This is a genomic window from Amycolatopsis rifamycinica (genome assembly GCF_000695625.1).
Lineage (GTDB): Bacteria > Actinomycetota > Actinomycetes > Mycobacteriales > Pseudonocardiaceae > Amycolatopsis > Amycolatopsis rifamycinica.
This window is the reverse complement of the sequence record NZ_JMQI01000054.1, coordinates 87,277-110,373: the sequence shown is the minus strand read 5'-3', so window position 1 is coordinate 110,373 and position 23,097 is coordinate 87,277. Positions and strand designations below refer to the sequence as shown.

Below are 23,097 nucleotides of genomic sequence, written 5' to 3'. Positions count from 1 at the left end.
CGTGGTGGGGTGCGGTTGCGGTTCCTGCTCCGGCCCGGGTGGCTGGCTCTGACGGTGGTGGTGTTCACCTTCGCCGTCTGCTGCTTCACGCTCCTTTCGCCGTGGCAGTTCAGCCGCAACGCCGAGCGCGAGCAGCAGAACGCCGCGCTGGAGACGTCGTTCACCGCCGCACCCGTGCCGCTGGCGCAGCTGCTGCCGCCGGGGAGCGTGCCCGGCCCGCACACCGAATGGCACCTCGTCTCGATCACCGGCCGGTACCTGCCGGACAAGGAGGTCATCGCGCGGCTGCGGACGGTCCAGGGTGAAGGCGCCTTCGAAGTCCTGACGCCGATGCGGACCACCGACGGCACGGTCGTGCTGATCGACCGCGGCTACGTCCGGCTGGACAGCAAGTCGGCCGCGCTGCCGTTCGCCCCGCCGCCGCCGGGGACCGTCTCGGTGACGGCCCGGGTGCGCGCGGACGAGACGGACCCGAAGAACCGCGACGCCTTCGCCGACGCCTCGACCGGCGGACGGCTGCAGAGCTACGTCGTCGACTCGCGGGTGGTGGCGCGCGCGGGCGGCCTCGACATCCGGCCGGGTTACTTCCAGCTCGACGTCGGCCAGCCCGGCGTGCTCGGCGCGCTGCCGCTGCCGCAGACCGACTCGGGACCGTTCCTGTCGTACGCGCTGCAGTGGATCGCCTTCGGCGCGATGGCGCTGCTCGGCTGGCTGTACTTCACGGTCCGCGAGCTGAAGCCCGGCGGGGCGCTGGACGGTTCGTCGGCGCCTCCGCGCCGGAAGTCCGTCGCGGAAATCCTCGCCGAAGACGAGGCCGAAGACGCGCTAGCCGAAAGTGGCCATCAGAAGTAGGCCGAAACTGGCCCTGTGACGAGGCCACTTGCCGTGGCGATACTCGGGGCATGTTGATCCACCCGTGGGACGCCGCCACCTCCGACGCGGAATGGCGCGCATGGCTGGCCGGGCACGACTTCGGCCAGCTGATCGCCGGCGGAACCGGCCGCGACCTGCCCGTGGTGACGCCGGCGCACTTCGCGTTCGACGGCGACCACACGATCGTCACGCACCTGGCCCGCCCGAACCCGATCTGGCCGCTGCTCGAGGAGCACCCGCGGGCCCTGCTGGCGGTGATCGGCGACTACACGTACGTCCGCGCGGACTGGAACGCGACCGGCGACCCGGCTCTCGGCGTCCCGACGTCGTACTACGCGACGGTGCAGCTCGAGGGGGACGTGCGGCTGGTCGACGAGCCGGCGGAGAAGGCGGCGCTGCTGGACAAGCAGCTGCGTCACTTCGAGCCGGACGGCGCCCGGGCACCGGTGAGCGCGGCCCAGGACGCGCCGGACCGGCGGTTGCTGCCGGGGATCCGCGGGATCGAGTTCACGATCACGGCGGTCCGGGCGAAGTTCAAGTTCGGCGGCAACCGGACGGCGGCGGACCGGGAGCGGATCGGCGCGCGGCTGGCCGAGCGGGGCGGCCCGCTGGACGAGGAGGCTCTGGCTCAGCTGCGGCGCCGCGGCTGAACCGTCTTGACTGAGTCAGTCAAGACACCCGCGCCGGCGGCCTCAGCCGCGGCGCCCGAACCCCGTCACCACGGCGACCACCACCGCCGTCGCCCCCGCGAGCCAGCCGACCACCCGCGACAGCTCCACCGCGCGCGTCACGTGTCCGGCGTCCGGGTTGCGCCCCACCCCCAGCACCGGCAGCTCCAGCACGCCGTGCGGGTACACCGTCCGCCCGCCGACCCGGATCTCCAGTGCTCCGGCGAACGCCGCCTCCACGCGGCCCGCGTTCGGGCTCGGGTGGGCGATCGTGTCCCGGCGCCAGGCCCGCCACGCCCCGCCCGCCGAACCGCCGACGACCGGGGCCGCCAGCACCGTCAACGCCGCCGCCACGCGGGTCGGCACCAGGTGGACCAGTTCGTCGGCCCGGTCCACCGCCCAGTGGCCGCGGCGGCCGACCCGGGATCGGCGCAGCAGGCTCACCGCCCGGGCGCCCAGCAAGCCCGGCACGCCCGCCAGCGCGCCCCACACCAAGGGCGCCACCACCGCGTCGGAGGTGTTCTCCGCCAGCGTCTCCACCGAGGCGCGGGACAGCGCGATCGCGCCCAGGCCGTCGGCCACGCGGGGGTCCAGTTCGGACAGGGTCGCCCTGGCCGGCTCGAAGCGGCACTCCTCCAGGTCGCGGGCCAGTTCGGTGCCCTGCTGGGCCAAGCCCGCCGCGCCGAGGACCGCCCACGTCGTCACCGCCGTCGCCGAGGCCTGGACCAGCGGGCGGCCACGGCCGGCGCGCTCCAGCAACGCCCCGCCCATGACGAGCGCGCCCGCGACCAGGACGCCCGAGCGGTGCGGGAGGCGGCGGAACGCCGTCACCGGGAGACGCCGGCGAGGGTCGCCGAGTGCGCCGTCGGCCGCCACGCCCAACACCAGTCCGATCGCGCGCGCCGCGCTCACCCGTGCCCCCCGGCGGAAGAAAGTCCAGTTCCGCCAGGAGGCTACTCGCCCTCGGGACCGCCCTCGGCCACCAGGGCGGCGATCTCGTCGCGGGCCTGGACGACGATGTCGCGCATCGCCCGCTCCGCCCGGTCCGCGTCCCCGGCGGCCACCGCCGCGGCCACCTCCCCGTGCAGCGCGACGGCCTCGGGCTGCGGCTCCGGCGGCATCAGGCCGTGCCCGGTCCGCCCGGTGAGCACCTCCGCGACGACCTCCGACAGCTGCCCGAACATCGGGTTCCGGGACGCGGTGAGCAGCAGGTCGTGGAAGGTGATGTCGAACTCGAGGAACGCCGGGAGGTCGCGCGCCCGGGCCGTCCGCGCCAGCCGCTCCGCGAGCGCGCCCAGGCGGCCGCGCTCCTCCGGCGTCGCGCGCAGGGCGGCGAACCGCGCCGCGCACGGCTCGATGGCCGAGCGCAGCTCGTTCAGCGTGGCGAGCGCCGCCGGACGGGCCGGGCCGTCGAGCTGCCAGCGGATCAGCCGCGGGTCGTAGTGGTTCCACTCCGCCGGCTCCCGGACGATCACCCCGACCCGGCGCTTGCTGCTGGTCAGCTGCATCGTCTCCAGCACGCGGACGACCTCGCGGGCCACGGTCCGGGAAGCGCCGAAGCGTTCTTGAAGGTCTTCCGAGCGCAGCACGGTGCCCGGGACCAGGGATCCGTTCGCGATCGCCGCTCCGAGGGCATCCAGGACCTGCTCGTGTCTCACCTGGTCAACCTAGCTGTCTGATTCGATTAAGTAGTACTTCATCTTGAATAAGTAGTACTTTTGAGTTTCACTCACCCGAGCACAACGAAGTGGGAGGTGCGGATGACCGTCATCGTGGTGATGGGGGTGTCAGGCTCCGGGAAGACGACGATCGGCACGGCGCTCGCCAACGCCCTCGGCGTCGAATACGCGGAAGCGGACACGTTCCACCCGAAGGCCAACATCGACAAGATGACCGCCGGCACACCGCTGACGGACGCAGACCGCGCGCCCTGGCTCGAGGCCATCGCCGGCTGGATCCGGGAGCACCAGGACAGCGGCGGCGTGGTGACGTCGTCCGCGCTGAAGCGCCGGTACCGCGACGTCCTGCGCGGCGGCGGCGACGTCTGGTTCGCCCACCTGCACGGCGACCGGGCGCAGCTGGCCGAGCGGATGCAGTCCCGCACCGGCCACTTCATGCCGGTGTCGCTGCTGGATTCGCAGCTCGCCGACCTCGAACCCCTGGAGCCGGACGAGGCCGGGGCCGTCTTCGACAACACCGGCGGCACGCCGGAAGAGATCACCGAAGCCGCGCTGGCCGCCTTCCGGGAGCACGCGTGAACGCCGTCCTCGCCGCCGGCTGGACCGGCCACTCCACCCGCCTGATCATCGCGACGGTCGTCGCGATCGCGGTGATCGTCGTGCTGATCACCAAGGTGAAGCTGCACCCGTTCCTGTCGCTGGTGCTCGGTTCGCTCACGCTCGGGCTGACCGCCGGGATGCCGGTCGACAAGCTCCTGAAGAGCTTCACGACCGGGGTCGGCAGCACGGTCGCGTCCGTCGGCATCCTCATCGCCCTCGGCGCGATGCTCGGCAAGCTGCTGGCCGACTCCGGCGGTGCCGACCAGATCGTCGACACCGTGCTCGGCAGGGCGCGCGGTGGCGCGCTCCCGTGGGCGATGGCGCTGGTCGCGGCCCTGATCGGGCTGCCGATGTTCTTCGAGATCGGGCTGGTCATGCTGATCCCGGTGGTGCTGCTCGCGGCCAAGCGCACCGGGAAACCGCTGATGTTGCTGGGCATTCCCGCGGTCGCCGGGCTTTCGGTGCTGCACGGCCTGGTCCCGCCGCACCCCGGCCCGCTCGCCGCGGCCGGCGCGCTGAACGCGAACGTCGGGGTCACGCTGGCGTTCGGCCTGCTCGTCGGTATCCCGACACTGGTCGTCGCGGGCCCGCTGTTCGGCAAGGTCGCGGCCCGGCTGGTGCCGGACGCCGCGCCGCCGGAGCGGCTCATTCCGGAACGCGCCGACACCGACAAGCCTCGCCCCAGCTTCGCCGCGACGCTCACGACGGTGCTGCTGCCGGTCGTGCTCATGCTGGCGAAAGCGCTCTCGGACATCCTGCTGGCCAAGGACAACCAGGCCCGCAAGATCCTGGACTTCGTCGGCGACCCGCTGATCGCGCTGCTCGCGGCCGTGCTGGTCGGCATGGTGCTGCTCGGCCGCCCGGCCGGGCTCGGCCGGGACAAGCTGTCCACCGTGGTCGGCGACTCGCTCGGCCCGATCGCGGGGATCATCCTGATCGTCGGCGCGGGCGGCGGCTTCAAGCAGACCCTGGTCGACGCCGGCGTCGGCGACGTCATCACCGGGTTGGCCAAGGACGCGAACCTGTCACCGCTGCTGCTCGGCTGGCTGGTCGCGGTGGCGATCCGGCTGGCGACGGGCTCGGCCACGGTCGCGACCGTCTCCGCGGCGGGCATCGTCGCGCCGCTGGCGGCGACCATGGACCCGTCGCAGAGCGCGCTGCTGGTGCTGGCGATCGGCGCGGGCTCGCTCTTCTTCTCCCACGTCAACGACGCCGGGTTCTGGCTGGTCAAGGAGTACTTCGGCCTCTCGGTCGGCCAGACGCTGAAGAGCTGGTCGGTCATGGAGACGCTCATCTCCGTGGTGGCGATCGCGCTGATCCTGCCGCTGTCGCTGATCGTTTAGCCGCGACCGAAGGCCGTCACCCACCGCGGGTGGCGGCCTTCTTCGCGCGTTGACATGTGACCTTTTGGTCACCTATTCTCGCTGACGTGCCCGACGACGACCTGGTGTTCAAGGCGCTGGCGGATCCGACCCGCCGGTTCCTGCTCGACCTGCTCTTCGAGCGTGACGGCCGCACGCTCACCGAGCTGGAGACCCAGGTGGCGATGACGCGCTTCGGCGTCATGAAGCACCTGAAGCTCCTCGAGGAAGCCGGGCTCGTCGTCGCGCGGAAGGAGGGCCGCGAGAAGCGGCACTTCCTCAACCCCGTCCCGATCCGCCAGATCCACGACCGGTGGATCGACAAGTACACCGAGCGCCGGGTGACCGCGCTCCTCGACCTCAAGACCGAGCTGGAAGGCGAAGAACCGTGACGAACACCGTGCAGGTCCACCGCGTCTACATCAAGGCCACCCCGGAGCGCGTCTGGGAGGCCATCACCCGGCCCGAGTGGACCCGGAAGTACGGCTACACCGGTCTCGCCGACTTCGACCTCGAGGTCGGCGGCAAGCACCGCACCCGCCCGACGCAGGAGTTCATCGACGCCGGGTTCACCGGGGACCTCGTCGAGGGCGAAGTGCTCGAGGTCGATCCGCCGCGCAAGCTCGTCGTCACCTGGAAGCTGCTGATGGGCCCCGAAGGGATGGGCGCCGAGCCCTACACCACGCTCACCTACGACATCGAGGCGACGAAGACCGCCGGCACCAGATTGACCGTGACCCACGACCTCACCGGCGCGCCGCTCACCGCCGAGATGGTCGGTGGCGTCCACGAGGACATCGACGCCGGCCCGGGCGAGAACGCCGGTGGTGGCTGGGCCTGGGTGCTCTCGGACCTCAAGTCCCTGCTGGAGACCGGCGAGGTCCTGGTGCCGTGAGGGGTCTGGCGGGGCCCGGCCCGCGCCGCTTCGGGACGGGCCCCACCAGAGTCTTCAGACGCGCTGGGTCGCCGCCTTGAGCGCCGCCTTCGCGGCCTCCGGCGCACCCAGCGTGTCCAGTCCGAACAGTGCCGCCCCCACCACCGGGTTGACGTCGACGACGCGGACCACCGCGCGCGGCGCCACCTTCAGGCACCGCTTTTCGATCTCCGCGATCACCGGCGCGCCGACGCCGGTCAGGACGCCGCCGCCGAGGACGATCTCCGGGGCGTCCCCGGTCAGGTCCAGCTCGCGGAGGATCACCGCCGCGAAGACGCTGACCTCCTCGACGAACCGCGTCACGATGTCCTGCGCGACCTCGTCCCCCGCCGCCGCGACCTCGAACAGCAGCGGGCAGAGGCCGTGGATCGACGCCGGGTCGATCTCCTCGAAGTGCAGGCCCTGCACCACGTCCAGCAGGGTCGGCTTCCCGAAGTACGCCGCCACCGCCGGCATCAGGGCGGTCCGCGGACCGCGGCCGTCCTCGGCGCGCACGGCCCACCACAGCGCCTCCTCGCCGAGCCGGTAGCCGCCGCCCCAGTCGCCGGAGATCTTGCCCAGCGCGGGAAAGCGGTGCACGCGGCCGTCGGGGCCGACACCGGCGCCGTTGATCCCGGCGCCGCAGACGACCGCGACACCGACCCCCGCGCTGCCCGCCCGCAGCAGCGCGAGGGTGTCGTTGCCGACGGTCAGGGTGTCGCTCCACCCGCGCGCGGACAGCGCCGCGTGCAGCGCCTCTTCCTCGCGCGGGAAGTCGAGCCCGGCGAGGTACGCGGAGGTGTGCACCGCGTCCGGCCGGGTCCCGAACTCCGGATACGCCTCCAGCACAAGACCTTCCAGCGCCGTGACGCAAGCCGCGACGCCGATGTTCTGCGGCGACGCGCCGGGGCCCCTCGACTTGCCCAGCACCACGCCGTCCTCCGAGACCACCAGGACCTCGGTCTTGCTGTTGCCGCCGTCGATCGCGATGACCGCGGGCTTCATCCGCGCGCCCACGGCAGGTACTCGCGGTTGATCTGCACGAGCGAATCGGCGAGCGTGTCGGCCTTCGTGTACTGGCCGACCAGCGGGTGCGCCAGCAGGGCGTCGGCGACACGGTCACGGCCGCCCTTCACCGCCGCCTCCAGCGCGAGGAACTCATACGCCGTCGTCGCCGCGATCAGGCCGGAGAAGTTCGGCTCGACCGGTGGCTGCGGAATCGGCGTGGCCCCGGACGAGTCCACAGTGGACCGCGCCTCGATGACGGCGTCGTCCGGCAGGAACGGGAAGGTACCGTCGTTGCGGACGTTCACCACGTGCTCCTCGGCCGGGCCGCCCGCGGTCAGCGCGTGCACCAGCTGCACCGCGGCCTCGGAGTAGTACGCCCCGCCGCGCTTCTCCAGCGACTCCGGCTTGGTCACCTGCTCCGGGTCGAGGTAGATCTTCAGCAGTTCTTCCTCGACGTCCGACACGACATCGGCGCGCGGCCGCTCGGTGCGCTGCTTGGTGACCTGCTCGTCGTGCGCGTAGAAGTACTTGAGGTAGTACGACGGCACGACGTTCAGCCGCCGCAGCCACTTCTCCGGCACGCTCACCTCGTTCGAGAGGTACCCGAGGTGCTCCTCCAGCAGTTCGGGGAGCCGGTCGACCCCGTCCACGAGCGCGCCGCGCTCCCAGCTCAAGTGGTTCAGCCCCGTGTGGACGAGCTTGACGTCGTCCGCGCCGACGCCGAGCAGGCGCCCGAACTGCCGCTGCAGGTTGATCGCGACGTTGCACAGCCCGACCGCGCGGTGTCCCTCGTTGAGCAGGGCGCGCGTGACGATGCCGACGGGGTTGGTGAAGTTGACGATCCACGTGTCGTCGCCGGCGATCTTGCGGACGCGCTCGGCGATGTCGAGCACCACCGGGACCGTGCGCAGCGCCTTCGCGAGGCCCCCCGCGCCGGTCGTCTCCTGGCCGACGCAGCCGCAGACGTGCGGGAACGTCTCGTCCGAGCGCCGCGCCCGCTGGCCGCCGACGCGCAGCTGGATCAGCACCGCGGAAGCGCCGTCGACGCCTTCTTCCAGCGACTGCGTCGTCCGGACCTGCGCGGGGTGACCGGCGTGCGACAGCAGGCGCCTGCTGAACCCGCCGACGGCCTCGACGCGGTAGGCGTCCGGGTCGACCAGCACGATCTCGTCGACGTCCAAAGTGGACCGGCGGCCGGCGATCCCGTCGATCAGCTCCGGCGTGTAGGTGGACCCGCCACCGACGACTGCCAGCTTCATCCCTTGACCCCCGTGAACGTGATGCCCTTGACGAACGACTTCTGCGCGAACACGAACAGCACGATCACCGGCGCCATGATCAGCGCGGTCGCCGCCATCGTCATGTTCCACTCGACGTGGTGCATCCCGCGGAAGGACGCGATGGCCAGCGACAGCGGCCAGTGGTCCTGGTTCTCACCGGTGTAGAGCAGCGGCCCGAAGTAGTCGTTCCAGGTGAACAGGAAGCAGAACATGGCGGTGGCCGCGATCCCGGGCTTGGCCATCGGGATGAGCACGCGGTACATCGCCTGGAACTCGTTGCAGCCGTCGATCTTCGCCGCTTCGAGGTAGTCCTTCGGAATCGTCAAGAAGAACTGCCGGAGCAGGAAGATCGAAAAGGCGTCGAAGAAGAAGTACGGCACGATCAGCGGGACCAGCGTGCCGGTGAGGCCCATCCGGACCCACAGGTCGTACAGCGGGACGACCGTCACCTGCGGCGGCAGCAGCATCGCCGCCACGGTCAGCATGAAGAACAGGTTCTGCCCGCGCCACCGCAGTTTCGCCAGCGCGTACGCCGCCGGGATCGCCGAAAGCAGCGCGCCCGCCGTCGCCAGCGCCGAATACAGCAGGCTGTTGCCGAAGTATTCGAGCAGCGGCGCCTTCTGGAACACCTCGACGAAGTTCTCGAAGTGCCATTCGGACGGCCACAGGCTCGCCGTCATCGCCTGGTCGCTCTTCATCACCGCGGTGAGGAAGACGAACAGCAGCGGCAGCATGAAGATCACGCCGAGCGCGATGCCGATCGCGTGGGTGGCGATGAAGCCCAGCCGCTTGTCCCAGGTGCGCTTGAACCTGGTCCTCGGCGGCACGCCCGCCGCTTTCTGCGGCGCTTCGGCCAGTGCGGTCATGCCCCCTCCTCCTGGTGCTGGGACTTCCGGAGCTGTCGCACGAGAATCCAGGTGAAGCCGGAGCTCACGATGAACAACAGGACGGCCATCGCCGCCGCGTAGCCCATGTTGAAGTAGCGGAAGCCCTGGACGTACAGCCAGATCGGGTAGGTCAGCGTCGAGTTTTGCGGCGCGCCGATGAGCTTCGAGTTGCCGGCGACGTCCGCGGTGCCCGCGCTGGCGGAGGCCGCCACGATCGCCTGGGTGAAGAACTGCAGCGCGTAGATGATCGAGTTGACCACGCCGAACAGCAGCACCGGTGAGATCGACGGCAGCGTCACGTGCCAGAACCGGCGGATCGGGCCGGCGCCGTCCAGCTCGGCCGCTTCGTACTGCTCGGTGGGGACGTCCAGCAGCGCGGCCAGGATGATGATCATCAGCTCGCCGGAGCCCCACAGCGCCAGCAGCGTCAGCGCGGGCTTCGACATGGCCGGGCTGTTGAACCAGAGGCCGCCGTCGATGCCGACCAGCCGCAGGAACCGGTTGACCGGGCCGAACTCCGGGTTGAACACGAAGACGAACGCCAGCGTGGCCGCCGCGGGCGGGGCCAGCGTCGGCAGGTAGCACAGCGTCCGGACCAGCCCGACGCCCGACTTGAGCCGCGAGATCACCGACGCGATGCCGAGGGAGAACACCACCCGGCAGACCGTCAGCACGACCACCAGCCAGAGCGTGTTGTACGCGGCCGTGCCGACCAGCGGCTCGGTGGTGAACATCCGGACGTAGTTGTCGAAGCCGATGAACTGCGGCGGGTTGATCAGGTCGTAGCGGGTGAAGGAGTAGTAGACCGTGGCGATCAGCGGGTAGCCGAAGAAGATGAGGAACCCGAGGAACGCCGGGGCCATGAAGAACAGGACGGTCCGGCGGCGCTTGGCCCGGCGGGCCCCCGCCCGCACCTTGACCGGTGCGGACGGGGAACCGTCGGTCTTGGCGACGAGCGTGGTCATCCGCCCGCGCCCTTCTGCTTCAGTTCGTCGTCGATCTGCGCGTCGACCTTCTTGAGCCCTTCGGTCAGGTCCGGCACCGAACCGGCCTGCCACTTCTCGGCGAAGTCGTTGACCGCCTTGAGGTGCGCGTCACCGATCGGGGTGGTCTGGTTGGCGACCAGCTTGCCGCTGTCGTAGATGTCGAGGAACGTCTTGAACTGCGGCTGCAGGTCCAGGCGCGGCGAGGTGAGCGACGCCTTGGTGCTGGGCACGTTCTTCAGGCCGTTGGCCATGTCCACCAGGGTGTCGGTGTCCAGGGTGACCTGCTTGATCAGCTCCCACGCGGCGCCCGGGTTCTTGGCGCCCTTGGGGATCGCGATGATCGTGCCGGTGGTGAAGCCGCCGCCGTAGTGGTCGGCCATGGTGTCGAGCACCGGCGCCGGCGCGGTGCCGTAGTTGACGTTCGGCGCCTGGTCCTTGAGGAACGCGGTGCGGAACTCGCCGTCGTAGATCATCGCCAGCTTGCCCTTGTGGAAGCCGTTGTCGGCGGAGTACTCGTCGCCGAGGCCGGCCTTGAACTGCTCGACCTTGTCGTGGCCGCCGAGGAAGTCGATCAGCTTCTTCTGGAACTCGAACATCGCCTTCCAGCCGGGGTTGGCGGCGAGGTCCGACTTGCCGTCCGGGCCGAGGAAGGGCGCGCCGAAGTTGGGCGCCCAGTACTGGGCCTGGTTGGCGTAGAACGGCATCGAGGGCAGGAAGCCGGCGACCTTGATCGAGCCGTCCGGGTTGAACTCGGTGAGCTTCTTGGCCGCCTCGAACAGCTCCGAGGTCGTCTTCGGCGGCGAGGTGATGCCCTTCGCCGCGAACAGGTCCTTGTTGTAGTAGAGCCCGTAGACGTCGGCGAGCATCGGCATCGCGCACCGCTTGCCCTGGTACTCGGTGTAGTTGCGGACCGCTTCCGGGATCTGGGTCAGGTCGATCTTGTCGCGGTCGATGTAGGGCTTGAGGTCCTGGAAGCTCCCGGTGGAGCACCAGGCACCGAGGTTGTCGGTGTAGAAGGAGATCGCGACGTCCGGTGGATTGCCGCCGCGGATCGACTGCGTCAGCTTGTCGTCGTCCTGGTTGCCCTCGTGCTTGATCTCGATGTTCGGGAACTTCGCCTTGAGCTTGTTCAGGCCCGCGGTGACCACGCCGTACTCGCGGTCGGTGAACTTGGAATACACGGTGAGCGTGAGCTTGTCGTCTTTGCCGGGCGCGGCGGCCGGGTCGCCGCCGCTCGGGGCGGCGGCGCCGGAACAGGCGCTGGTCAGCAGGACGGACGCCGCGGCGGCGGCCACCAGCAGTGCGCCACGGCGGGTCCGGGTGGTCGGGGGCATGGCCCTCCTCCTCATCGGTCGGGGCTGGTCGATCGGGGACGGGTGCTGTCGCCCTCGGGCCTGCGCGACCCGAGGAGCGTGGGGGTGACGACGCCGAAGACGTCCTCACGGGTGGTGGCGAGCGCCGACTGGAGCGCGCCCGCGCGAACGGCGTTGCCCTGCACGGAAGCGCAGCCGACGGGCGTGCGCGGCAGGACGAGTTCGTGCAGCTTCTCCTGGACGAGCGCGGCGAACTCCTCGCCGCCGGCCCGGCTGGTGTCGCCGCAGAGGAGCACGAGCTGCGGGTCGGCGACGGCGACGAGGTTGGCGACGCCACCGGCGACCCTTCTGGCGAGATCGTCGAGGAAGGGGTGGCCTTTCCCGGCTTTCTCCACGGCTTCCCACGCGGTTCCGGCTTCGATGCCGTGGGCGGCGGCGAGCCGGCAGATGGCGGGCGAGTCGACCAGGTTGCCGAACCGGGCGCCGGCTTCGGGCCAGACGTCACCGGTGTCCACCGTGGCCGGATCGGGCACGCGCATCCAGTCGATCTCCCCGCCCCCGCCGGTGGCCCCGCGCAGCAGCCGCCGCCCGATGACGACGGCGCCGCCGACGCCTTCGGACAGCCAGACCATGACGAAGTCGTCGACGTCCTGGGCCATCCCGACGGTCATCTCCTCGACGGCGACGAGGTTGACGTCGTTTTCGATGAGGACGTCGACGCCGAGTTCGTCGGACAGCTTCTGCGGGACGTCGAAGCCGAGCCAGCCGGGGATGTGCGGCGCGGAGGAGAGCAGGCCGGTCCGCGGATCGAACGCCCCCTGCGCGCCGATCACGACGTGGGCCAGGTCTTCACGCTGGATCCCGGCTTCTCCGGCGACCTTCTGGAGGGCTTCGCCGAAGGTCCCGACGACGTCGGCACCGGCGTGCACGGGCAGCGGCGTCCGGTACTCGGCGAGCACGACCCCGGCGACATCGGCGACGACGAAGTCGGCTTGATGCGGCGTGAGATCGACGGCGGCGACGAAGGCGAGGCTGCCGTTGGCCGCCCAGAGCTGCGCCCGCGGCCCGCGGCCCCCACCCCGCACACCGGCCTTGACGACGAGGGCGTCCTGTTCGAGCCGGGTGAGCAGCTGCGCGGTGGCGGGCTTGGACAACCCGATGGCGAGCTCGAGTTCGGCCCGCGTCAGAGGACCCTCCCGCAGGAGGACCTCGATGGCGGCGCGATCGTTGATCTCGCGCAGCATCCGCGGGCTACCGGCTCGCACTCGTTCCTCCGGGCTTAATTAGGATACTTTACAGACGGTTTCCGGGGACTGTAGTGAGCCGCGGCACAGCCGTCAACGGTCTCTTGAAACGGCGAGGTAACGCTTGGGGCGGCGCTGGGCCACCTGGTGGAAACACCGGTGAACGAGTGGCGCCGGTCCTCCCGGCCCGGTTATCGCGTTGCACCGGCGGGGACACTGGTCCTTGTGGATGTCGTGGCACAGCGGGTGCGGACCACCTGGACCAAGCGGTCCAGGGACGGTCCGGCGGCCACGGTGCGCAACGGCGGGCCGGCGGATTTCACGGGCAAGCCGAATCGCTCGGTGACGGAGCTCGGCGACCTGCGGTGAAGGCCGCGGATCGCGGCGGCGGTCGAGTCCCGGCGGCCGGTGCATCGACGCAACGCCCCCGGTTGCTTACGCAGGAGTCTCCCGTGCCGCGGGGATTTCACCGGCCGGTCGCAACCCGAACTGCTTCGCCAGCCACTCCTTCGCTGCGTCGGAGACATAGCCCTGAACGTCGTCGGTCAAGGGCTCGAGGGCGTGCTTCCGCACTTCTTCGTGCCTCTCCGGCGCCGGGCAGATGAAGAGCGCGATCATCCGGAGGTTTCGCAGCAATTCCTCGTTGGTCAGCACGCCGAAAATCGGCGAGTGCGCGATCAGGGCGGCGTTGAACGCCGCCCAGGCCTTGTCCACGACCAAGTTCACCACGAACTTGGTGAGCGCCGGTCGCTTGTCCCCCCGGCTCGACCGCCGGATCGTCTTGACGATGATGTTCTTCGCCCGATCGGGAATCTCGTCGAACGCCTTGCCGAACTTTTCCAGTACCCGCACGACTCCGATGAACAGGTCGCACCAGCCATGATCGGCCAACTGCAGCCGGATCCGCCGGATCTCCTCCGGAGTCCCCGGAAGTTCGGCGACGATGTCCTGCCAGATCTCCTCGGTCATCGCCCGCGCGAAGGCGTTCACCTGATCCAGCGCACCGGGCCGATCCGGGGCTGCCTCGGAGGACGGCTCGCGACCCGCGTCGGCCGGCGGCAGTTCATCCGCCGGCTCGCCGCGGACGTCGTTCCTCGCCGGAGACGGTCGACCTTTGCAGGGGCCGTCCGCGACAGTCTCCGTTCCCCGGCGCTGCCCGGGGAGAGCAACCCATCCGTCCCTCTCCCGCGCGAGCCACACGGTGCAGTCGACCCGAACGAGGTCCATGATCGTTTCGTCGGCTCGTTTCCCGAGCTTCGCCCCACGTTTCGCGGACCACCGCTCAGCCAGCTTCCCGAGGATCGAGCTCCGCCGCTCGACGCGAACCTGTTCCGGTTCGCGAGCGAGCCCGACCCAGCCTCCCCAGCCGTGTTGCGAACCCCCGCAATTGCCGCACCGGCAAACGTGGCCCTTGGCCTTCTCACAATTGCCCGGATGTTTACCGGTCGACGCCATCGGCTGGCTCCTCGTTCGACAACCCACCCGGATCGATCTTCCGAGCCGGTAGTCGACCGACATACCGCCACGCTGGTAGTCACCGAATTGCCGTCAGTAACGAGGTTTCGCCTCAGAAATCCCCGACACCACTTGCGTCGCAGGGATATCAAAGTGCGGCGGGCGATCGGGTGAAAGCGGGGGTGCCCCGACACGGCACACCCCCGCGGTCACTCCTCCGCGTCCGCCCAGGCCTTGAGCATCACGCGGGCGATGGACGAGTTCCCCGGCAGGATGATCTCCGCCGCGCCGTTCGCGATCGGGGTCGGGCGGGCCCCTTCGGCGTGAGAGCTGTTCTCGAACGCCGCGCGCACCTCGGCCCGCGACACCCACAGCGCCTCTTCGATCTCGCCGTCCGCCGGGACCAGGGGCAACGACCGGTCCGCCCGGGCCGTGAAGCCCAGCATGATCGACCGGGGGAACGGCCACGGCTGGCTGCCGAGGTACCGCACGTCGGACACCGACGCGCCCACCTCTTCGCGGATCTCGCGGACCACGCACGCCTCGAGCGACTCGCCCGCCTCGACGAAGCCGGCCAGCACCGAATACCGGCCCGCCGGCCAGATCGGCTGACGCGCCAGCAGGACGTGCGAGCCGTTCGTCCCCTCCCGCGAATGGACCAGGCAGATCACCGCCGGGTCCGTGCGGGGGTACTCCTCGCGGCCGTCGTTCGTGCACTTGCTCGCCCAGCCGAACTGGATCAGCTCCGTCGGGTGACCGCAGCGCGTGCAGAACTTCGCCTGGCGGCGCCAGTTCCGCAACGCCTGCGCCGTCGTGAACAGGCCCGCCGACGTGTCGTCCAGCAGGTCGCCGTACCCGCGCAGCTCGACCCAGATCTCGCCGTCCGCGCGGGGGACCTCCTCGACGAAACCCCAGCTGCCCGCCATCTTCACCGTGTCGGCCGAACCCGACGGCCCGCCTGGCAGCGACCAGTAGTCGACGCCCTGCCACTCGCCGAGGAACACCGCGTCCGCCGGGGGCGACGCGCCGAAGTCGATCGCCTTGCGGAACGCCAGCACCGACGAACCCTCGGCGACCGGGGTGCGCCCGGTGTCGTCCAGGAGGACGACCCGGGCGTCGGCCCAGCGCGACACCAGCCGCGCGGGGTTGGTGCGCAACTGTTCCTGACGGTCCACTGTGGACCGCGACAGCGTCGGCAGCGCACCGAGGGTGAACGGGACGGACATCAGGCCGGCTCGCCCACGACGACGTCGCCGAGCGCCAGGAGCTTGCGTTCCAGGACCGCCGCGTCGCCGACCACCACGCCCGTGAACCGCTTGGGCGCGAAGTACTTCAGCGCCGCTTCGGCCACCTCGTCGGCCGTCACCTCGGCCACCCGCGCCGGGTGCTCGTTCAGCCACTCCAGGCCCAGCCCGGTCGACGCCAGCGCCAGCACCTGACCCGCCAGCCCGGACTGCGACGACGTCGACGTCAGCAGCGAACCGATCGCGTACTGCCGCACCGACTCCAGCTCGTCGCCCGACGGCGGGACCTGGCCGAGGCGGCCGAGCTCGTAGCGGGTCTCCAGCAGCGCCGGGGCCGTCGCGTCGGTCGCGGTGTCCGCGTCGACGTTGACCACCGCGGTGCCGTCGGTGAACTCGAAACCGGAGTGCGCGGAGTACGTGTACCCCTTGTTCTCCCGGATGTTCTCGACCAGCCGCGACGAGAAGTACCCGCCGTAGGCCAGGTTCGCCAGCTGCAGCGCGGCGTACCCCGGGTCGGTGCGCGGGACGGCCTGCGCCGAGAGCCGGATCTGCGACTGCACCGCGCCCGCGCGCGGCACCAGCCGCACGCTCGGCCCGGTCAGGTCCGGCAGCGGCGGCAGCCGCACGGCGGAGCGGTCCGACGCCCAGCCGCCGAGCACCTTCTCCAGCTCGTCGATGACACCGTCGGCGTCGAGGTCGCCGACCAGCACCAGGACCGAACCCCGCGGCAACACCGACGCCCGGTGCAGCGCCCGCACCTGCTCCGGCGTCACGACGGCGACGTCCTCGGCCTTCGGGACCTCGCGGGTCGCCGGGTGGTCGCCGTAGCGGTGCTTCTGCAGCGCCTCCCGCGCGATCGTGCGCGGCTGCGTCCGCGAAACGGCGATCCGCTCGACCAGCCGCTCCTTCTCGCGGGCGATCTCCTCGTCGGCGTAGGTCGCCCCGGTGAGGACGTCGCCGAGGACGTCGAGGAACGTCGGCAGCTTGTCGGCCAGCGCGGACCCGGTGAACACCAGGCGTTCCGGGTCGACGCCGGCGCCGATGTCGCCGCCGATGAGCGCCAGCTCGGTGTCGATCTCGATGCGGTTGCGGCGGGCGGTGCCCGTCAGGATCGTTTCGGCGAGCACCTCGGCGGTCGCCGGGTGCAGGGCGTCTTCGCCCGCGAACGGGATCCAGAGGCGAGCCTCGACCATCGGCACGGTCGCCTTGCGCACGGCCAGCACGCGCAGGCCGTTGGCCAGCGTCGTGTCCACATGGGACAGGTCGGCGGCGGCCCGCTGCTCGCCGAGCGGCGGCAGCGGCCGCGGCCCCCGCTCGGTGCGGCCGATCTCGTCGGCGCTGCGGTGCGTTGCTGAAGTCACTGCTCGTTGTTCCCTTCCGAAGCGGGCTTGACCACCAGCACGGCGCGCGCGTCCGGGCGCAGCGCCTTCGCCGCCGCCGACACGGCTTCCGCGGTGACGGCGGACATCCGGTCCGCGAGCCGGTACACCAGCGACGCGTCGCCGTAGAGCAGCTCGAACGAGCCGAGGGCCAGGGTCCGGGACACCAGCCTGTCGTGCTCCGAGTGCAGGCTCGCCGTCCAGCGGGCGGTGACCTTGCGCAGCTCTTCCTCGCTCGGCGGGGTCTCGGCGAGCTTCTCCAGCTCGTCGTCGAGCGCGGCGAGCACGCGCTCGCGGGGCACCTCGTGCGGGTGGATGAGGGTGATGGTGAACGTGTCGGGGTCGCGGGCCTCGAACGGGCCGAACAGCCCGGCGCCGGCGCCGATGTCGACGACCAGGGGCTCGCGGTGCACCAGCCGCTGCTGCAGGCGGGAGCCGTCGCCGTCGGTGAGCACGCCGGCCAGCACGAGGTAGGCCAGGTAGGCGTCGACGTCGTTGATCGGGTCCGGCATCCGGTAGCCGATGCCCAGCGCGGGCAGCGGGGCGTGCGCGTCCTCGACCTCGCCGCGCAGCTCGGTGGTCGGCAGCGGCTCGGCGAACGACGGCCGCTGCGGCGCCGGCCGGTGCGGGACGTCGCCGAAGTGGTCCTCGATCAGCTTCTTGGCGTTGCCCACCTCGAAGTCGCCCGCCACGGTGAGGACGGCGTTCGCCGGCGAGTAGTAGGTGTCGAAGAACGCCGCGCAGTCTTCGACCGTGGCGCTCTCGAGGTCCTCGAAGCCGCCGTAGCCGTTGTGCGCGTTGGGGAACGTCGAGTAGAGCACCGGCGGCAGGGTGATCCACGGGAACCCGCCGTACGGCCGGTTCAGCACGTTGAGCCGGATCTCCTCCTTGACGACGTCGATCTGGTTCGCCAGGTTCTCCGCCGTCAGCTTGGGCGCGCGCATGCGGTCGGCTTCGAGGAACAGCGCGCGCTCGAGGGCGGCGCTCGGGAGCACCTCGAAGTAGTCGGTGTAGTCCGGGTGGGTGGACCCGTTGAAGGTCCCGCCGCTGGACTGCACGTGCCGGAAGTGCGCGAGTTTCTCCAGGCTCTCGGAGCCCTGGAACATCAGGTGCTCGAAGAGGTGGGCGAAACCGGTGCGCCCCTCCGGCTCGGAACGGAAACCCACGTCGTAGTGCACGCTGACGCCGACCACCGGCGCGGTCGCGTCGGGGGCGAGAACCACGCGCAGACCGTTGTCGAGGGTGTATCGGACGAGCTCGGGATCGGCCATGGCCCCACCCTACGACGGCCGGGCGGTCGCCTGCGTCCCGACTGGCTGCTGAGAAGGAGTGACCCGGGCGGCCTCGTCGAGGAGCCGGCCGCGGCGCGCGGCGGCGAACGTGCCCGCCAGCGCCGTCGCGAAGCATCCCGCCTGGTCAGGGGTGATGTCGCCGGCATGCCAGTAGACCGTCGGCGGGTGCTTGAGGCCGTCGAACGCGGCCACCCAGGACGCCAGTTCGCCCAGAGCGAGCGCGTAGGGCAGGCCGCGGGAGAAGACCAGCTCGCGTTGCGGCTTGTCCAGGTCCTTGGCCCGGGTGGCGACGACGCCGCGGAGCCGGTGCGCGACCTCGGCGCCCGCCCGCCGCCGCGCGGGCAAGGCGGCCGAAGCGGCGACGGCGGCGACCCCGGCCAGCGCGAGGACCACGCCGAGCTGGGCGTACCCGACGGTGAAGGCCAGCAGGACGGTGAGGAACCCGCCGTAGCAGGCGATCCGGACGCCGGCCCGGCGGAGCCGCCGCGTCGCGAACCAGCCGCGCCGGACGAGGTCGGCCGCCAGCTCGGCGCGGGGGACTTCGACGTGCCGCTGCCGCAGTTCGGCGAGCGTCACCGTCTCCTCCGGCAGGACGGCATCGAAGACCGCACGTTCGAAGGGCGACAGGTGCTCGTCGGCGGGGTTGCGGCGGGTCAGCCGGGTCCCGTCGTCGCTCACCCAGAGGTAGTTGCGGACGGCGAGGTCGAGCACGGTCGCGGCCAGGTCGAGCGGCCCGGCCCGGCCGCGCAGGAGGAGACCGGTGTGGCCGGGCAGCACGCCCTCGGGCGAGGCGAACCCGCCGCCGGGCACTTTCACGTGAAAGTGCCAACCTGGGGAGGGCACTTTCACGTGAAAGTGCCGTCGGCGGGCGAGGGCGACCCAGGTGCTGAGGGCCAGGAGAAGGGCGGCGAAGGCCGCCCAGGCCCAGCTGACGGGCGTGGTGAGCACGAACGCGCCGGCGATCGTCTTCGCCGGGACCAGGACCTCGTTGGCGGGCACGGTGCCCGCGGGCAGCTCGACGGTCGCCGTCATCCGCTGCCCCGCGGCGAGGTTCTGCTGGCTGAACCGGGTCAGCCCGGCGTGGTCGATCTGCGCGGCCGCGCAGGGGAGGTCGCCGACGAGGCAGTCGACGGCGGTGGGGATCTTCGGCGCCGCGAAGGAGGCGCGGAGGAACTTCAGGTCGGCGGTCCAGCCGCCGGCCAGCTCCCAGGTGACCCGATCGCCGGCCACCGCACCGTCCACTGTGTACCGGACGATCGACGTGCCGGAGGTGAGGTGGACGGTGAAGGCGTCGTCGGCCACGCTCGCCGTCCCGCGGCCTTCCAGGACGACGTCGCGGACGCCGTAGACGCGGTCGCGGTGGTGCGGCGCCGCCACCCGCAGCGCCACCCGGCGGTCCATCGTGCCGCCGTCGGGGACCGAGATGGCTTCGACGACCGAGAGCGAGCCGTCGCGCTGGACCTTGAGCTGGATCTCCGCGCTCTGCGGCACGGTGGGCAGGGGCGGCTGGTCCGCGGGGCCGGCGGCCAGTGCGAGCGCCAGGAGGGCCCCGGCGAGCACGGTCAGCGGGCCGCGGCGGCGGTGAGGACGCCGTCGAGCGCGGTCAGGAACGACGGGAAGCGCGCGCCGAAGCGGCGCAGGTCGGGTTCGGTCTCCATGCCGCCGTACCAGTACAGCCCGGCCGAGCCGTCGGCCGACGGGTTGAGCGCGGCGAAGGCGCCGAGCCAGCGTTCGGTGTCGCCCAAGACGACCGCGTACGGCAGCGAGCGGGAGAACACGAGTTCGCGGTCGGCGGGCGGGATGTCCTCGGGCCGAGCCGTGTGCAGGTAGTCGAGCAGGCCGCGGACCTGGCCGGCCAGGGCCCGGCCGCGGGCGGTGCGGGACGGCAGCAGCGCGGCCACCGCGACGACCGCCAGCCCGGCCAGCGCGACGGCGACGCCGAGCAGGGCGTACCCGGCGGTGAAGGTGAGCACCGCGGTGGCGACGAGCCCGAGCGTGAAGACGCCGGCGCCCAGCCAGGTCAGCCGGCCGCGGGCGGTGTCCGGGCGGCGGGAGAACCAGCGCTTGGTGACGACGTCGGCGTACATCGCGTCGCTGATCCGGCGCAGGTCGAGGCCGCCGCGGGCCCGCAGCTGCGACACGAGCACGGAGTCGGTGCCCGGCGGCAGGAGGGTTTCGCAGACCGCGCGCTCGAAGTCGTGGAGGTGCTCGTCCGGCGGGTTGCGGCGGGAGATCTGCCAGTCCGGTCCCGGCACTTCCGCCAGCCACAGGTAGTTGCGGACGGCGAGGTCGACGACGGTGGCGCTGATGTCGACGACGTCGACGGTCTCGTCGACGACCGTGCCGACCTGGCCGGGCAGCACCCCGTCGGGGCTGGCGAAGAAGACGCGGTCGCCGTCGCGCAGGAGGACCTCGACCGGCCCGACGGCGGTGCGCAGCGCGCCGGCGTCCTGCCTGCGGCGCCGCCACACGAAGACGGCGGCCACGACGAGGAAGGCGAGCAGGACGGCGAAGGCGATCCCGGTCGGCGGGGTGAGGGCGAAGGCGTTGGCGAACAGGCCGACGTCGGCGAACTTCGCGGTGGCCGGGACGGTGCCGGCGGGCAGGCCGACGAGGAGGTCGACGCGGTCGCCGGGTCGGACGTCGTTCTGTTCCAGGCGGACGACGCCGGCGTGGTCGAGCTCGGCGAGGGTGCAGCGCTGGTTCGAGCCGACGGGACCGGCGAAACAGTCCACAGGGGACAGTTGCGGCGCCGGGGCGATGAAGGACGCGGTGAGCTTGGCCAGCGGGGTGTCGAAGCCGCTCGCGACCTGCCAGCGGGCCTGCTGGCGGCCGTTCTGGTCGGCGACGGCGCCGTCGACGGTGTAGGTGACGCTGCCGGCGCCGCCGGTGAAGGTGAGGACGAGCTGGTCGCCGGTGAGCTCACCGGTGGCGGCGCCTTCGGTCTTGACGTCGCGGACGGCGAAGACGCGGTCCTGGTCGTCGCTCGCGGGGACCTTGAGCGGAACGCGCGAGACGAGCCGCTGCCCGCCGGGGACGGTGACGTGTTCGGTGACGGAGAGGGTGCCGTCCCGCAGGACTTTGAGGGCGACGTCGGCGGTGGTGCCCTCGGGGGGCCGGACGTCCTGCCCGGTGAGCAGCTGCGGTTTCTTGACCTGGTCGGCGGGCAGGTTCGGCAGCACGGGCCCGGCGGAAGGACCCTGCGCGGCAGCAGGACCGCCGGCGGCCAGCACGGCCGCGACGGCGATCGCGGCGGCGGTCCCCCATTTCATCGACACAGCACCACACCCTAGAGCACTCGATCTATGCTGACGCCCGGAACGGCGAGATCACCGCAGGTACGCCGCTTCCGACGGGGAAAACACACGGGGGGTTCCACTCGATGACGCACGGCCCGCAGGGTCCCGGCCCGCACGACCCGCGCCGGCGCCTGCCGCCCCCGGGAGCACGGCCGCTGCCGCCGCCGGCCGCGCGGCCCCTGCCGGGTCAGGGTGGGCCGCCGAGCCGGTTCGGCGCACCCGGGCAAGCCCCGCCGCCGGGCTCGCCGGGCCATCCCGGACCGCAGCCGGGGCAGCCGCAAATTCCTCGCGGCGTGCCCGAGCAAGCCCAGCCACCGGGTCACGCCGGACCGCAGCCGCAAACCCCTCACCGCACACCCGGGCAAACCCAGCCGCCGGGCCACACCGGACCGCAGCCGGGCCAAGGTGGGCCGCGTCCCTTCGGCATGCCACCGGCCGCCGGCCGGCCCGGGCCGCCGTTGCCGGGCGGGTCCTCTCCGCCGAGCGGGTCGTTCGGCCGGCCTCTTCCGCCGCCCGCGCGGGCTCCTCTGCCGCCGCCCGCCTTCATTCCCGGCTACGCCGGGCCGCCCTCCTTCGGGCCGCGGTTCGCGCCCGGCTACACCCCCTACGTCGCCAAGAAGTCGAACGCCGGCGTCATCGTCGCCGTGGCGATCTTCGCGATCGTGACCGTCGCCGGGGGGCTCGTCGCCGCCGTGGCGCTGTCCGGGAACCGCAAGCAGCACGTCGCCGAGGCCGGCTACTCCAGCACCTACCCCACCACCACCGCCGCCGGCGAGACCACCACCGAAGCGACCACCTCCTCGACCGAGCCCCGGGAAACGACCGCCACCCGCACCACCGAACGCCGGACACCGACGTCACCACCGCCGGCCGGGCCGCGGTCGGTCGTGGCCACCGGGAACAACCCGCTCTTCGGCGATCCGGACTACGGCCTGCAGAACGTCGCGTGCTCGCTGAGCCGCTGGGCGACCGACCAGAACAGCGTCACGCGCTTCTTCCAGTCCGGCATCGGCTGCCTCGACGCGATGTGGTCGCGCATGCTCGGCGCCGTCGACCTGCCGTTCCGGTCGCCGAAGCTTTCGGTGCCGCGGTCGCTGTCGGAATCGTCGACCCCGTGCGGCAGCGGCGGCACGACGACCGGCGTCACGCCGTTCTACTGCTCGGCGAACGACACGATCTACATGCCGATGGACCGCATCGAGATCGACGTGTGGGGCAACCACCCCGGGCCGTACCTGTCGATCCTGGCCCACGAGTACGGCCACCACGTGCAGAACCTGTCCGGCATCACGGAAGCGTTCGCCAACCAGCGCTACGACGCGGGCGCCGACTCGGCGGCCGGCCTGGAGCTGTCGCGGCGGCTGGAACTCGAGGCGCAGTGCTTTTCCGGCATGTTCCTCGGCTCGGCGTCGGTCTCCGGCGGCTCGGTCGACAAGAACGTCTACAACGAAGCCTGGAACGCCCAGGACCGCGGCGACGACTACGCCCGCAACGGCAAACGCGACCACGGCAGCGCCAAGCACAACACCAGCTGGTGGCAGCACGGCGCGACGAAGAACCGCAACCAGCAGTGCAACACCTGGCTTTCGCCGTCGGGCGACGTCTCGTAGCTCCGG

The 23,097-nt window shown here is 71.5% G+C and carries 22 protein-coding genes; 8 read left to right on the top strand and 14 right to left on the bottom strand.

Features of this window, described 5'->3' with window-relative positions:
• Positions 1-9: 9 nt before the first annotated feature.
• Positions 10-852: an SURF1 family cytochrome oxidase biogenesis protein gene (locus tag DV20_RS25565; protein ID WP_043784444.1), complete on the top strand. Its 843-nt coding sequence runs from the start codon at positions 10-12 to the stop codon at positions 850-852.
• 50 nt (positions 853-902) lie between these two features.
• The gene (locus DV20_RS25560; RefSeq protein ID WP_043784442.1) at positions 903-1,523 is read left to right on the top strand and encodes an FMN-binding negative transcriptional regulator; all 621 of its coding nucleotides are present in this window, start codon (positions 903-905) and stop codon (positions 1,521-1,523) included.
• Positions 1,524-1,565: 42 nt separating this feature from the next.
• On the opposite strand, the gene DV20_RS25555 is transcribed toward DV20_RS25560, so the two are convergent.
• Complete coding sequence (locus tag DV20_RS25555; protein ID WP_043784440.1) at positions 1,566-2,453, bottom strand: cobalamin biosynthesis protein CobD/CbiB; 888 nt, start codon at positions 2,451-2,453, stop codon at positions 1,566-1,568.
• A gap of 41 nt (positions 2,454-2,494) precedes the next feature.
• The gene (locus DV20_RS25550) at positions 2,495-3,199 is read right to left on the bottom strand and encodes a FadR/GntR family transcriptional regulator (protein WP_043784438.1); all 705 of its coding nucleotides are present in this window, start codon (positions 3,197-3,199) and stop codon (positions 2,495-2,497) included.
• Between the two features lie 102 nt (positions 3,200-3,301).
• On the opposite strand from DV20_RS25550, the gene DV20_RS25545 reads away from it, so the two are divergent.
• From DV20_RS25545 to DV20_RS25530, 4 genes are all read left to right on the top strand, one after another.
• Positions 3,302-3,799 carry a gluconokinase gene (locus DV20_RS25545; protein WP_043784435.1) on the top strand — a complete coding sequence of 166 codons (498 nt, stop codon included), beginning with the start codon at positions 3,302-3,304 and terminating at the stop codon, positions 3,797-3,799.
• Positions 3,796-5,163 (top strand): GntT/GntP/DsdX family permease, encoded by a 1,368-nt coding sequence (locus tag DV20_RS25540; protein ID WP_043784433.1) that lies wholly within the window; start codon positions 3,796-3,798, stop codon positions 5,161-5,163. Before DV20_RS25545 ends, DV20_RS25540 begins: the two co-directional genes overlap by 4 nt.
• A gap of 86 nt (positions 5,164-5,249) precedes the next feature.
• Positions 5,250-5,573: an ArsR/SmtB family transcription factor gene (locus tag DV20_RS25535; protein ID WP_043784431.1), complete on the top strand. Its 324-nt coding sequence runs from the start codon at positions 5,250-5,252 to the stop codon at positions 5,571-5,573.
• A complete protein-coding gene (locus DV20_RS25530) occupies positions 5,570-6,076 on the top strand; it encodes an SRPBCC domain-containing protein (RefSeq protein ID WP_043784429.1) in 507 nt (168 codons plus the stop codon). Before DV20_RS25535 ends, DV20_RS25530 begins: the two co-directional genes overlap by 4 nt.
• Positions 6,077-6,130: 54 nt before the next feature.
• Here DV20_RS25530 and DV20_RS25525 read toward each other — a convergent pair whose 3' ends face one another.
• From DV20_RS25525 to DV20_RS25500, 6 genes are read right to left on the bottom strand one after another with little or no spacing between them, the layout of a single operon-like run.
• Entirely contained in the window at positions 6,131-7,099 is a 969-nt protein-coding gene (locus tag DV20_RS25525) for an N-acetylglucosamine kinase (RefSeq protein ID WP_043784510.1), read from the bottom strand.
• Entirely contained in the window at positions 7,096-8,361 is a 1,266-nt protein-coding gene (locus DV20_RS25520) for a 6-phospho-beta-glucosidase (RefSeq protein ID WP_043784427.1), read from the bottom strand. The genes DV20_RS25525 and DV20_RS25520 overlap by 4 nt, the downstream gene beginning before the upstream one ends.
• The gene (locus DV20_RS25515; RefSeq protein ID WP_043784425.1) at positions 8,358-9,248 is read right to left on the bottom strand and encodes a carbohydrate ABC transporter permease; all 891 of its coding nucleotides are present in this window, start codon (positions 9,246-9,248) and stop codon (positions 8,358-8,360) included. Before DV20_RS25515 ends, DV20_RS25520 begins: the two co-directional genes overlap by 4 nt.
• On the bottom strand, positions 9,245-10,234 hold the full coding sequence (locus tag DV20_RS25510) for a carbohydrate ABC transporter permease (RefSeq protein WP_051736116.1): 990 nt from the start codon (positions 10,232-10,234) through the stop codon (positions 9,245-9,247). Before DV20_RS25510 ends, DV20_RS25515 begins: the two co-directional genes overlap by 4 nt.
• Entirely contained in the window at positions 10,231-11,589 is a 1,359-nt protein-coding gene (locus tag DV20_RS25505; protein ID WP_043784423.1) for an extracellular solute-binding protein, read from the bottom strand. The genes DV20_RS25510 and DV20_RS25505 overlap by 4 nt, the downstream gene beginning before the upstream one ends.
• Positions 11,590-11,600: 11 nt before the next feature.
• Positions 11,601-12,812, bottom strand: a complete 1,212-nt coding sequence (locus DV20_RS25500) for an ROK family transcriptional regulator (RefSeq protein WP_043784421.1) — start codon at positions 12,810-12,812, stop codon at positions 11,601-11,603.
• 225 nt (positions 12,813-13,037) lie between these two features.
• On the opposite strand from DV20_RS25500, the gene DV20_RS45605 reads away from it, so the two are divergent.
• Complete coding sequence (locus DV20_RS45605; RefSeq protein ID WP_160169754.1) at positions 13,038-13,181, top strand: hypothetical protein; 144 nt, start codon at positions 13,038-13,040, stop codon at positions 13,179-13,181.
• Between the two features lie 66 nt (positions 13,182-13,247).
• On the opposite strand, the gene DV20_RS45050 is transcribed toward DV20_RS45605, so the two are convergent.
• The 6 genes from DV20_RS45050 to DV20_RS25470 all read right to left on the bottom strand — a co-directional run bounded on the left by DV20_RS45050 (position 13,248) and on the right by DV20_RS25470 (position 21,454).
• Positions 13,248-14,267 carry a hypothetical protein gene (locus DV20_RS45050; protein WP_152603755.1) on the bottom strand — a complete coding sequence of 340 codons (1,020 nt, stop codon included), beginning with the start codon at positions 14,265-14,267 and terminating at the stop codon, positions 13,248-13,250.
• 209 nt (positions 14,268-14,476) lie between these two features.
• Positions 14,477-15,493, bottom strand: a complete 1,017-nt coding sequence (nudC, locus tag DV20_RS25490) for an NAD(+) diphosphatase (RefSeq protein WP_043784416.1) — start codon at positions 15,491-15,493, stop codon at positions 14,477-14,479.
• Entirely contained in the window at positions 15,493-16,872 is a 1,380-nt protein-coding gene (locus DV20_RS25485) for a M16 family metallopeptidase (protein ID WP_043784413.1), read from the bottom strand. The genes nudC and DV20_RS25485 overlap by 1 nt, the downstream gene beginning before the upstream one ends.
• Positions 16,869-18,161, bottom strand: a complete 1,293-nt coding sequence (locus DV20_RS25480; RefSeq protein ID WP_043784411.1) for a M16 family metallopeptidase — start codon at positions 18,159-18,161, stop codon at positions 16,869-16,871. Before DV20_RS25480 ends, DV20_RS25485 begins: the two co-directional genes overlap by 4 nt.
• Before the next feature lie 9 nt (positions 18,162-18,170).
• Positions 18,171-19,742 carry a DUF2207 family protein gene (locus DV20_RS25475; RefSeq protein ID WP_043784409.1) on the bottom strand — a complete coding sequence of 524 codons (1,572 nt, stop codon included), beginning with the start codon at positions 19,740-19,742 and terminating at the stop codon, positions 18,171-18,173.
• A 2-nt stretch (positions 19,743-19,744) separates the two neighbouring features.
• Positions 19,745-21,454, bottom strand: a complete 1,710-nt coding sequence (locus DV20_RS25470) for a DUF2207 domain-containing protein (protein ID WP_043784504.1) — start codon at positions 21,452-21,454, stop codon at positions 19,745-19,747.
• Positions 21,455-21,906: 452 nt separating this feature from the next.
• On the opposite strand from DV20_RS25470, the gene DV20_RS25465 reads away from it, so the two are divergent.
• Positions 21,907-23,091 carry a neutral zinc metallopeptidase gene (locus tag DV20_RS25465; protein ID WP_235190951.1) on the top strand — a complete coding sequence of 395 codons (1,185 nt, stop codon included), beginning with the start codon at positions 21,907-21,909 and terminating at the stop codon, positions 23,089-23,091.
• Positions 23,092-23,097 lie beyond the last annotated feature (6 nt).